Genomic DNA, 11,584 nt, shown 5'->3' on the forward strand with positions numbered 1-11,584 from the left:
TAGCCTTGCGGACATGGCCTCACCTGCGGAACGGTATGCAGCCTCCCGACGCGCCCGGGAGCGGGAGGCCTCCGAACTCGCCGCCTTCGCGCGGGGGCTCGACTTCGTCCTCGACGACTTCCAGGTGCGCGCCTGCGAGGCCCTCGAGGAGGGCAAGGGCGTCCTCGTCGCCGCGCCCACGGGCGCGGGCAAGACGGTCGTCGGCGAGTTCGCCGTTCACCTGGGCCTCGCCCGCGGGCAGAAGGCGTTCTACACCACGCCCATCAAGGCGCTGTCGAACCAGAAGTACGGCGACCTCGTGCGGCGCCACGGCGCGGAGAACGTGGGGCTGCTCACGGGGGATTCGTCTGTCAACGGGGAGGCGCCGATCGTCGTCATGACGACCGAGGTGCTCCGCAACATGATGTACACCGACTCCTCGACGCTGCAGGGCCTCGGGTTCGTCGTCATGGACGAGGTGCACTACCTCGCCGACCGGTTCCGCGGTGCCGTGTGGGAGGAGGTCATCATCCACCTCCCACGCCACGTCCAGCTCGCGTCGCTGTCGGCGACGGTGAGCAACGCCGAGGAGTTCGGAGCCTGGCTGGGGGAGGTGCGCGGCGAGACCGAGATCGTCGTCTCCGAGCACCGGCCCGTGCCGTTGTGGCAGCACATGATGGTCGGCCGCGACCTCTTCGACCTGTTCGTCGAGCAGACCGACGCCGGTGAACCCGACCCGCGGACCGAACGCCGGCCCGACCACCGGACGGGGCGACGGGCAGAGCGCCGCGCCGACCGCGAGCGTGCCATCGCCGCCACCCTGGACCCCGACCTCCTCGAGGCCATCGAGGCGATGCGTCGGTCCTCGCCACGGCATCGGGGCCGTGGCCGACTCGAGGACGCCGGCGCCCCCCGTGGGCGACGAGGCCGACCCCGGGGCGGTGAGCGTGGCGGGCGCGGGTCCCGCCGCACCGAGGACGCCCGACGCGGTGGACGGGAGGCGTGGTCCTCGGTCGAGGAGACGGCGACCCCCCGTCGCGGCGCGAGGCCCGGTGGTCTCCCGAGCCGCCCGCAGGTCATCGCCGCGCTGGACCGGGCGGCCCTTCTCCCCGCGATCACGTTCATCTTCAGCAGGGCCGGCTGCGACGGTGCGGTCGAGCAGATGCTCGCCGCCGACATGCGGCTCATCACCCCGGAGGAGGGGGCGCGCGTCCGCGCCGTCGCCGACGAGGCGGTGCGGGGCATCGACCCCGCCGACCTCGTCGTGCTCGGCTACCACACCTTCGTCGAAGGGCTCGTCCGCGGCTTCGCGGCCCATCACGCGGGCATGTTGCCGACCTTCCGCGAGGTCGTCGAGCAGCTGTTCACGCAGGGCCGCATCAAGGCGGTGTTCGCCACCGAGACCCTCGCGCTCGGGATCAACATGCCCGCGCGCAGCGTCGTCATCGAGAAGCTCGTCAAGTTCAACGGTCAGACCCACGCCGACATCACCCCGGCCGAGTACACCCAGCTCACGGGTCGGGCGGGCCGGCGGGGGATCGACGTCGAGGGGCACGCGATCGTCGTGTGGAACCCCCACATGGATCCGCTCGCCGTCGGTGGTCTCGCCTCCACCCGCACGTATCCGCTGCGCAGCAGCTTCCGCCCCACCTACAACATGGCCGTCAACCTCGTCGCCCGCTACGGCCGCGAACGTACCCGCGAGGTGCTGGAGACCTCGTTCGCGCAGTTCCAGGCCGACCGCTCGGTCGGCGGGCTCAACCGCTCGATCCGCGAGCTGACCGAGGCGATGGCCGGTTACGAGGAGGCCATGACGTGCCACCTCGGCGACTTCACCGAGTACGCCGCGCTCCGGCGCCGCCTCGGCGAGGTGGAGAAGGACGCCGGCCGCGCACGGGCGGCCTCGGCGAGGGTCGCGGTCGACGCCTCCCTCGGCGCGCTCACGCCCGGAGACGTCGTCTGGCTGCCCGGCCGCCACGGCGGGCGCGCGGTCGTCGTCACCGCGACCCGTGGACACAAGGGTCAGGGCGCGGCGCCGCAGGTGATCACCGAGGAAGCGCGGCTGCGTCGACTCACGGCCGACGACGTCCAGGGGCCCCTCGAGGCGTACGCCCGCCTCGAGGTCGGCCCGTCCCTCAACCCGCGCAACGCCAAGGAGAGACGGGACCTCGCGGCGACGATGCGGGTGAAGATCCCCGACGAGGCTCCGCGCGACGGTGCGTTCCCGGGGGCACCGCGACGGACCTCCGACCCGTCGCCCGACGCCCACGAGCGCGAGATCGCGGACCTGCGCAGGCAGCTGCGGGCGCATCCGTGCCACGGGTGTTCCGACCGTGAGGCGCACGCCCGGTGGGCCGAGCGATGGTGGCGGGCCGACCGCGAACGCGCCGAGCTCGAACGCCGTGTCGGCGGTCGCACCGGCACGGTCGCGCGCACCTTCGACCGCGTCTGCGACCTGCTCTCGGCCCGCGGTTACCTCGACGAGAGCGGAGGTGAGGTCACCGAACTCGGCGGCCGGCTGCGGCACGTGTACACCGAGCGCGACCTCCTCACCGCCGAGTGCCTGCGGGACGGGCTGTTCGACGGACTCAGCCCGGCCGAGCTCGCGGCCGCCGTGTCCTGCCTCATCCACGAGCCGCGCCGCGACGAGGAGGACCTGCTCCCTCAGATGCCGACGCACGCCCTGGAGTCGGTGCACACACGGATGGTGCAGCTGTGGAGCGGCATCGAGGACGCGGAGAACGACCACGATCTCCCCACGACCGGGTACCCCGACCCCGGTCTCGCACCGCCGATGTACCGGTGGGCGAGCGGTCGCAGCCTCGGGGTCGTGCTGCGCGACACCGACCTCGCCGCCGGCGACTTCGTCCGACGCTGCAAGCAGACGGTCGATCTGCTCGACCAGATCGCCGACGTCGCCCCCGAGGCGGCGGTCTCCCGCGCCGCCCGCAAGGCCGTCGACGCAGTGATGCGCGCGGTCGTCGCCGCCGATCGACTCGACTGACCGCGGCCGGTCAGGCCGCCGGCCGGGATCCGCTCGGGCTCATCGGGTCGTCGACGCGGGGCTGGGCGTGGCGGGCGTCTTCGTCGAACCGGGGGAGCGGCGCGAGGTCGCGGCCGGGGAGGGCGCCTTCAGGGTCCCCGGGGGGGTGTAGTTCGGGCCGGGGACGAGCGGGGCGATGGTGGCCGGCGGGACCCAGACTCCCGACCCGGCGTCCGGGTCGACCCACGGGTCGAGTCGGCCCTCCGCGCGACGGGGATAGGCGTTCGGCTGCGTCGCCCCGAGGAAGTCGCGCGGCATCGCGTCCGGGGTGATCGCGTCTCCCGAGGTGAGGTGCACGGGGTTGCCGTCCGGGTCGTACACCCGCGCCGACGGCACCCGGTGCCCGTTCGCGTCGTAGACGTAGAGGTTGTCCGGTCCGTACGCCGTGCCCGGCTGGGACAGACCCACCCGCGCCAGCGTCGAGGAGAGCCGGCCGGGCACGTGGTACCCGAGGACGCCGAGGACCATCACGAGGGCGCCCACGGCCAGGACGAGGGTCGCCGCCCCGAGGACGAGGTCGACGAGGACGCGCGGTGTGCTGCCGCCCGCGCCTCTGGTGCGTCGGCCGAGACGGACGCTGAGGACGACGGCGAGGACGGCCGCGGGGACGCCGAGCAGCACGAGCATGCCGAGCCCGAGGTCGAGCACCGACACCGGGATCCCGACGAGGAGGATGGCGACCGTCAGCCCGCGGATCACCCACCACGACGGCCGCAGCGAGACGAGGAACTCGACGGCGTCGTCGAAGCCCGCGTTCTCACGACGCCGACGCTCGACCGAGCCCTGCCACCCCCGGACGCGAGCGGTCCGTCGTCGTCCCCGTGCCGCCGGGGCCGGGGGGAGTCCCGCCTCGGCGCGGAGTTCGGCCGCGTACGCCTGCGGCGTCCCGAGGCGGCCCTCGATGCTGCCGCCCGAGTCGGCGGCGTCGGCGACGTCGGCGCGCATGCGCGGGGTGAGCCCGTCGACGTCGTCCCTCGACAGGTCCGCGAGCTCGGCGAGAACGACGCGGAGGTAGGCGGCGCTCTCCGGTCGGGAGGAACCCGCACCGCTCTCGTCGGCCTGCTCGGTCGTCAGCCGGGTGGCTCCGCCGGGAGTGGTCTCGGTCATGTCGTCGCCTTCGTGTCGATGAGGGGATTCGGGTCGATCGCGGGGCACGGCGCACCGATCCGTCACGCCGCAGCTGCTCGACCGGCGAGGGCTGCGCCGACTCACTTACGGTGCGGCCCTTGGGTACTGGGGACAACCTAGGGTGTCGACGCCCCACCGGGAAGGACCACAGCGATCCGCCGCGTGCTCCTCACCGCGTGGCGGTCGTGGCTCGCGGCGTCGGTGACGCCGTCGACGCCGGTGGCGTCACCGAGGAGGGCTGCGATCCCGTGGTCGGGGACGAGGCGGCCGGACCCGGGGTGGCGGGCGGCGTGGTGGCGGGCGGCGTGGTGACGTCCGGGGCAGGCTGGAGCGGCGCGATGGACGCCGGTGGGGTCCACGCTCCCGGGAGGTCCGGCAGGCCGACCCACGGGTCCGGTCGGCCGTCGCCGCGCCCGGGGTAGACGTTCGTCTGCGGTACCCCGTAGACGTCGCGGGGGACCGCGGTGGGGTCGACCCCGACCCCGGAGGTGAGTCGCACGGGGTTGCCGTCGGCGTCGAAGAGGCGTGCCGCCTCCACCCGGCGGCCGTCTGCGTCGTAGACGTAGAGATTGGCCGGCCCCTCGATCAGCCCGGGCTCGTAGTCGGGGGTCGGGGGCGGGCCGGATTCGAGGACACCCGGCCCCGTCACGCCGAGGAAGGTGAAGGCGGCGGCGACGCAGATCGCGAGGGTCAGGGCGCCGAGTGCGAGGTCGCCGAGGGTCCGCAGGGGGCTCCCGCCGGTGCGGAGGGACCGGCGTCCGAGCCGCACACTGAGGACGACGGCCACGGCCGCCACGGGAAGGCCGAGCAGCACGACCGCACCCAGCCCACCCCCCAGGAGGAGCACCGGGAACGCGACGAGCACCGTGGCGAGCGTGAGTCCGCGGATCACCCACCACGACGGCCGGAGCGAGAGAAGGAAGTCGGCGACGCCGTCGAAGGCCGGGTGCTCCCGGCGCCGGCGTGTGACCGAGTCCTGCCACACCCGATAGACCTCGTCGAGTCCCCGTCGTCCCGGTACCGGCGCGGCCGGGGGGAGCCCCGCCGCACGACGGAGCTCCGCCGCGTACACCTGCGGGGCCCCCAGCTGGTCGCGGACGCTCCCGCCCCGGTCGGCGACCATCTCGGCGAGGTCGGCCTCCATCCCCGCGGTGAGTTCCTCGACGTCCTCGGGGGCGAGGTCCGCCAGGCCGGCGCGGACGAGGCGGACGTAGGCGATGATCTCGCGCCGGGCGGGGGACGCGGCGGCCTCACCGCTCGCACCGGTCCGGTCGGGCGTCATCCGGGTGGCTCCGCCGGGAGTGGTCTCGCTCATGTCGTCGCCTCCGTGTCGGTGATGCGGGATGGGGTCTGTCGTGGGCGGGGGGCCGCCGTGCCGCTCATCGCGACGGCTCGACGTCGTCGAGGAGCCGGTCGACGGACGAGGCGAAGCGGCGCCACGTGGCCTGCTGGGCGGTGAGCAGGTCCCGCCCGGCTGGGGTCACCCCGTAGTACTTGCGGTGCGGACCCTCGGCACTGGGGACGACGTAGGACGTGAGCGCCCCCGCCTGGAAGAGCCGACGGAGGGTGCCGTACACGCTCGCCTCCCCGACGTCCTCGAGCCCGGCCGCTCGTACTCGTCTCACGACGTCGTACCCGTAGCCGTCCTCGTGGGTGACGACGGCGAGCACCGCGAGGTCGAGCACGCCCTTGACGAGCTGCGTCGTCTCCATCTCATCCCTCCCGTCCCGGGTTCCAGCCCTCGGTGGGCGATGCGGTGGTCGAGGAGACCCCCGCACCGCTCGACCACCGCCCGCTCCTCCCGTTGCCACACTATCGCGCACAGCACAATAGTGTCTACGGCGGAGCAGTTGGTCTCGCTCCGCCGACGCGCGGGGACGTCACGCCGGGACGCGGCGGCGACGCTCAGGGGCGGATGCCGAGGGCGGTGAGGAGACGGGGGACGCCGGTGAGGCGATGGGACTCGACGAGACGGGCGAGAGCGGCCGGGTCCGCGACGTGCTCGGGGACCCCACCGTCGACCGGCCCCTCGAGGGGGATGTCACGGGCCACGAGGACGACGGGACGGGCACGGTCGAGGTAGTCCCCGGACTCGGCGAGCTTGCGACCGAGCGCCCCGGCGGGCGCCTCACCTGCGGCGAGCGCCTCCTGCAGGGCGGCGACGCTGCCGTACTGCTCGAGCAGGCGCACGGCCGTCTTCTCCCCGATGCCCTTGACCCCGGGGAGGCCGTCGCTGGGATCGCCGCGAAGGAGGGCGAGGTCGGCGTACCCCGCGCCGCCGTCCACGCCGTACGTGTCGCGGAGGAACCTCTCGTCGGCGACGTCGCCGCCACGCACACCGCCGCGCGCGGTGTAGAGGACTCGGACCCCGGCGGCGTCGTCGACGAGCTGGAAGAGGTCCCGGTCGCCCGTGACGACGAGCACCGGACGCCCCGCCTGGATCGCCCGGGTCGTCAGCGTGCCGATGACGTCGTCGGCCTCGAAACCCGCGTGCCCGATCCGGGGGACACCGATCGCGGCGAGGAGCTCGACGATGACGGGCACCTGGACCGAGAGCGCCTCGGGCACCTCCTCCGCGGCGCCACCGGGTGCTCCCTCGTGGACCGACCCGGCGACGCGGTGGGCCTTGTACGTGGGGATCGCCTCGACGCGGAACGCCGGCCGCCAGTCGTCGTCCCAGCATGCGACGACACCGGAGGGCCGATGCGTCTCGACGAGCGTCGCCATCATGTCGACGAGCCCGGTGACGGCGTTGCGGGGCGTCTCGCCCGGGCCGGAGCGGTCGGGCACCCCGTAGAACGCCCGGAAGTACAGCGACGCGGTGTCGAGGAGCATGAGCGGGCGCACGAGGGACCTCCCGTGGTGAGGGGCTGGGTGGGTCAGCGGAGGAGGGGGGCGGTGGTCGCCGACAGCGCGGCGACGAGATCGGTGGGGGCGAGTTCGACGTCGAAGCCGCGGGCGCCCCCGGAGACGTAGATCGTGTCGTGGAGGAGCGCGGTCTCCTCGAGGACCGTCGGCAGCACGGTGCGCTGCCCGAGCGGGCTGATGCCGCCCACGACGTAGCCCGAGGAGCGTTCGGCGGCGGCCGAGTCCGCGAGCGCGACCTTCTTGACCCCGAAGGCGGCGCCGGCAGCCTTGAGGTCGAGCCGGCCCTCGACCGGCAGCACCGTGACGCCGAGGCCGCGCCCTCCGCCGGCGGAGAGGTCGACGACGAGGGTCTTGAAGACCCGCGCCGGGTCGACCCCGAGCTCGTCGGCGGCCTCCCGACCGAACGAGGCGACGCCGGGGTCGTGGTCGTAGTGATGCGCGGTGAACGGGATCGCGAGCCGGGTGAGAAGTGTCACCGCCGGGGTGGCCCCCGCGGACGCCTTGCCCCTGCCGCCGGTTCGTCGTGCCATGCCGCGAGTCTCGCACGGCCCCGCCGGCACCTCCCGGAGAGCGCACGGGTCGCGCCACGCCGCGTTCATCTGGACGAATCCGACGACGCGGACATCCGTGCATCCGCGCGGGCCTCTTCTTGAACGAATGCTTACCTTGGGGTAGCCCTCACGCCCGACCTGCCGGTTTGTTAAATCGCCGCAGGTGGGGGGCATGTTGACGGACCGTCGGCGAGCTGTAGCGTGGTGGGGAAGTCATCGCCGGACCCCTGCCAGGGCTCATGGCGGTCACCCCGTTCTGCCCGGCGTGGCGACGTGCGCGCGCGGTCGTCGACTCCGGCGGGGGACCTGTCAGGCTCCCCGGACCATGCGGTGGCTGCGAGGCCTGTACGCCCAGTAGACAACAGGCTCACCGCCTCCTGGCGGCGGGAGTCTGGCCCCACCGGCGTACAGGCCTCGCGCATTCCCTCCTCGTCCCGACCCGCACGGCGCCTCGTGTCCCGCATCCCCTCTCGGGGGAGCGCGACGGGGCCCTAGTCTGAGGCGGTGCTGCGCCGTCTCCTCCTCGCCGTCGCCGGGGGTCTGCTGATCTGGGCCGCCTTCCCCGACCTCGGAGTCTGGATCGCAGCGCCCGTCGGCATCGCGATGCTCGTCGCCGCCACGAGAGGCGTCGGGGTGGGCGGGGGTTTCGGTCTCGGCGTCCTCGGCGGGCTCGCCTGGTTCGTGCCCTACGTCTCGTGGACGGGCCTGCACGTCGGGCCACTGCCCTGGCTCGCGCTCGCCGTCCTCCAATCGCTGTTCGTCGGGCTCTTCGGCGCCGGTGTCTCCCTCGCGCACCGCCCCGTGGCGGACCGTGCCACCGCGGCCCGGTCCCCGCTGTCCGTCGCCGCGATCTGGTCGGCCTGTGAGTGGGCCCGCGCCTCGATGCCGTTCGGCGGGTTCCCCTGGGGACGGATCGCCTACAGCCAGGCCGAGGGCCCCCTGCTCCACCTGGCCGCCTGGGGCGGTCCGGCTCTTCTCGGCTTCACCACCGCCCTGCTCGGCGGCCTCGCTCTCGCCACGCTCGACGCCACCCGGCGACAGTTCCCCGCCCGCGCGTCGGTCTCGTCCGCCCGTCCTGCGCGCCGCGGCGTCGGCGCCGTCCTCGTCCCCGCCGTCACGGCCCTCACGCTCGCAGGTGCACCCATGCTGATCCCGCTGGGGACGGATGGCACTCCCGCCCGTCTCATGGCGGTCCAGGGCAACGCACCCCGCAACGGCCTCGACTTCAACGCCGAGCGGCGGCAGATCCTCGACAACCACGGTGCGGTCACCCGGCAGGCCGCAGCGGACGTCGCCGCGGGCCGACTGCCGACGCCCGACCTCGTCATCTGGCCCGAGAATGCGAGTGACATCGACCCGTTCGTCAACGCCGACGCCGGGGCGGTGATCGACGGCGCGGTCGAGGCGATGGACCGTCCCGTGCTCGTCGGGGCCGTCCTCGGCGGGGGACGCCGCGATCTCACGAACACCTCGATCCTCTGGGAGCCGGGCGTCGGCGCCACGGACCAGCGTTACGACAAGCAGGCCCTCGTCCCGTTCGCCGAGTACATGCCGTACCGGGCGTTCTTCCGCGCGATCACCCGCCAGGTCGACCTCCTCGAACGCGACTTCGTCCCCGGCCACACGTCGGGGGTGATCGAGGTGCCGCTGCGGGAGGGAGGCGGCACGATCCGTGCCGGTCTCGGGATCTGCTTCGAGGTCGCCGTCGACCGGGTCATGGACGCCGCCGTGCACGAAGGGGCCAACCTCCTCGTCGTCCAGACGAACAACGCGATGTTCGACTTCTCCGCCGAGTCGGCCCAGCAGCTCGCCATCAGTCAGGTACGTGCCGTGCAGTACGGCCGCAGCGTCGTCCATTCGAGCAACGTCGGCATCTCCGCGCTCATCACCCCCGACGGCGTCGCCCACGACCCCACGGCGCTGTTCACCCCCGCGGTCGTCGAGGGCACGCTCCCGCTGCGCACCGCGACCACGCCCGCCGCCGCCCTGGGGATCGCCCCCGACGTGGCGTTCGTCGTGCTCGCGGCCGCGGCGCTCATCGTGCCGGCACGACGCCCACGCCGCAGCCGTGTCGCTGAATAGACTGCCCACCCCGTTCCGTCCCGAGGAGATCCATGCCCGCCGTCCCTCGTCCCCGGCCGCACGCCCCCGGTCGCCTCTTCTCGCACGCGCCGGTCGAGCGCATCGTCGTGCTCATCCCGACGTACAACGAGAAGGACTCGATCGTCCGGCAGGTCACCACGGTGCGCGCGATCTGCCCGCAGGTCGACGTCCTCGTCATCGACGACGACTCGCCGGACGGCACCGGTCGGCTCGCCGACTCCCTCGCCGAGGCCGACCCCGCCGTCCACGTCCTGCACCGCGGCGGCAAGGACGGCCTCGGGCGCGCCTACCTCGACGGGTTCGCCTGGGCTCTCGAGCAGGGCTACGACACCCTGGTCGAGATGGACGCCGACGGCTCCCACCGCCCCCAGGACCTGCCGGCCGTGCTCGCGCGGGTTCCCGAGGCGGACCTCGTCATCGGCTCCCGCTGGGTCGCCGGTGGCAGCATCGAGAACTGGCCACCCCACCGCCGGTTCCTCTCGGTCGGCGGCAACCAGTACGTCCGGATGTTGCTCGGCATGCCCGTGATGGACGCGACCGCCGGCTTCCGCGCCTACCGGGCCGAGGCCCTGCGTCACGTCGGCCTCGGCGAGATCGCCTCCCAGGGCTACTGCTTCCAGGTCGACCTCACGTGGCGGTTCGTCAAGGCGGGACTACGGATCGTCGAGGTGCCGATCACGTTCGTCGAGCGCGACACCGGCGCCTCCAAGATGAGCCGCGACATCTTCGTCGAGTCACTTCGGAACGTCACGGCATGGGGTATGCGTTACCGATACGACCAGGCTCGTGGACTCCTCTCCTCCCGTGCTCGACCGGGTGGGTCCGCGCGCCGCTAGGAGACCGCATGTCCACCGTCTTTCCCCCCTCGACACCCGGGGTGGGCCCCGCGGGCCCGGGGGCGACGGGGCGCCGCACGCCACGCCGTGGCCGCCCGCGCCTCATGCTGTTCGTCGCCCTCGCCGTGCTCCTGCCCGTCCTCGAGATCGCCGCGCTCGTGGCGACGGGCCGGGCGATCGGCGTCCTCCCCACCATCCTCGTGCTCCTCGCCGTCTCGGTGCTGGGGCTGTGGCTCATCAAGCGGGAGGGCCTGTCGTCCTGGCGCTCGCTGCGTCAGGCCGGCCGTGAGGGTCGCGTCCCCACGCAGGAGGTCGCCAACGCCGCCGTGGTCCTCGGCGCCGGGGCGCTGTTCCTGCTGCCGGGCTTCCTCACCGATGTCCTCGCGGTGATCCTGCTCCTGCCGGTCGTGCGGCCCGCCGTCGCGCGGTTCCTGCAGCGGTCGGTGGAGCAGCGGGTCGCCGCCCGTGTCGGCATCGTGCGCTCGGTGCGTGTCGACTCCGTGCCGCCGCGCACGCAGGAGACCGGTCCGCTCGAGCTCGGGCACCTCGACCTGCGCCCCCGGGCCGAACGCGACTGAGCCACGACACCGCTGAGGCACCATGCGCGCGAGAGGGACCGTCACCCCGCGGGGTGACGGTCCCTCTCGTCATGCCTGCGGCGCGTGGCCGCGGACGTTCACTTCTTCTTGGGCTTCTCCCCGCGCGCGGCGCGGAGCAGGTCGAGGCGCTCCTCGAGGAGATCCTCGAGTTCGGGGATCGAGCGCCGCTCGAGCAGCATGTCCCAGTGCGTACGGGCGACCTTGGCGGGCTTGTTCTCGGGCTCCGGTCCGTCGACGAGCTTGGCCTCGAGGCCGCAACGGCACTCCCAGACCGGGGGGACATCGGCCTCGACCGAGAACGGGAGCTCGCTGATGTGCTTGTTCTCGCACACGTACCGCGTGATCCGGCGCTCGCTGAGCACGACGTTCTCGTCGGTCTCCATGCTGAGGGCCGACAGGTTGGTGCCCCGCAACGATCGTTCTGCCATCGATTTCCTCCATCACTTCGACTGCCCGTGCCGCAGCCGGCGCGCGTGC

10 protein-coding genes are annotated in these 11,584 nt (G+C 73.4%); 4 read left to right on the forward strand and 6 right to left on the reverse strand.

Annotated elements, in window-relative coordinates:
- Positions 1–13 precede the first annotated feature (13 nt).
- Positions 14–2,983, forward strand: a complete 2,970-nt coding sequence (locus tag RT054_RS03425; RefSeq protein WP_313022164.1) for a DEAD/DEAH box helicase — start codon at positions 14–16, stop codon at positions 2,981–2,983.
- Between the two features lie 39 nt (positions 2,984–3,022).
- Here RT054_RS03425 and RT054_RS03430 read toward each other — a convergent pair whose 3' ends face one another.
- From RT054_RS03430 to ybaK, 5 genes are all read right to left on the reverse strand, one after another.
- On the reverse strand, positions 3,023–4,129 hold the full coding sequence (locus tag RT054_RS03430; protein ID WP_313022165.1) for a hypothetical protein: 1,107 nt from the start codon (positions 4,127–4,129) through the stop codon (positions 3,023–3,025).
- A gap of 190 nt (positions 4,130–4,319) precedes the next feature.
- Positions 4,320–5,465 carry a hypothetical protein gene (locus RT054_RS03435; RefSeq protein WP_313022166.1) on the reverse strand — a complete coding sequence of 382 codons (1,146 nt, stop codon included), beginning with the start codon at positions 5,463–5,465 and terminating at the stop codon, positions 4,320–4,322.
- A 64-nt stretch (positions 5,466–5,529) separates the two neighbouring features.
- Positions 5,530–5,862 (reverse strand): PadR family transcriptional regulator, encoded by a 333-nt coding sequence (locus tag RT054_RS03440; RefSeq protein WP_312719474.1) that lies wholly within the window; start codon positions 5,860–5,862, stop codon positions 5,530–5,532.
- A 193-nt stretch (positions 5,863–6,055) separates the two neighbouring features.
- On the reverse strand, positions 6,056–6,985 hold the full coding sequence (locus RT054_RS03445) for a 5'-3' exonuclease (RefSeq protein ID WP_313022297.1): 930 nt from the start codon (positions 6,983–6,985) through the stop codon (positions 6,056–6,058).
- Between the two features lie 44 nt (positions 6,986–7,029).
- Positions 7,030–7,548 carry a Cys-tRNA(Pro) deacylase gene (ybaK, locus tag RT054_RS03450; RefSeq protein ID WP_313022167.1) on the reverse strand — a complete coding sequence of 173 codons (519 nt, stop codon included), beginning with the start codon at positions 7,546–7,548 and terminating at the stop codon, positions 7,030–7,032.
- A gap of 525 nt (positions 7,549–8,073) precedes the next feature.
- Between ybaK and lnt the strand changes: the two genes are divergently transcribed.
- Genes lnt through RT054_RS03465 form a run of 3 tightly spaced genes read left to right on the forward strand, consistent with a single transcriptional unit; the run spans position 8,074 to position 11,086 of the window.
- Positions 8,074–9,651: an apolipoprotein N-acyltransferase gene (lnt, locus tag RT054_RS03455; protein WP_313022168.1), complete on the forward strand. Its 1,578-nt coding sequence runs from the start codon at positions 8,074–8,076 to the stop codon at positions 9,649–9,651.
- 32 nt (positions 9,652–9,683) lie between these two features.
- Positions 9,684–10,508: a polyprenol monophosphomannose synthase gene (locus RT054_RS03460; protein WP_313022169.1), complete on the forward strand. Its 825-nt coding sequence runs from the start codon at positions 9,684–9,686 to the stop codon at positions 10,506–10,508.
- 8 nt (positions 10,509–10,516) lie between these two features.
- Complete coding sequence (locus RT054_RS03465) at positions 10,517–11,086, forward strand: FxsA family protein (RefSeq protein ID WP_313022170.1); 570 nt, start codon at positions 10,517–10,519, stop codon at positions 11,084–11,086.
- 98 nt (positions 11,087–11,184) lie between these two features.
- On the opposite strand, the gene RT054_RS03470 is transcribed toward RT054_RS03465, so the two are convergent.
- Positions 11,185–11,535: an RNA polymerase-binding protein RbpA gene (locus RT054_RS03470; protein WP_312719465.1), complete on the reverse strand. Its 351-nt coding sequence runs from the start codon at positions 11,533–11,535 to the stop codon at positions 11,185–11,187.
- Positions 11,536–11,584 lie beyond the last annotated feature (49 nt).

Origin of the sequence: Mobilicoccus sp., assembly GCF_032060985.1 — a bacterium.
Lineage (GTDB): Bacteria > Actinomycetota > Actinomycetes > Actinomycetales > Dermatophilaceae > Mobilicoccus.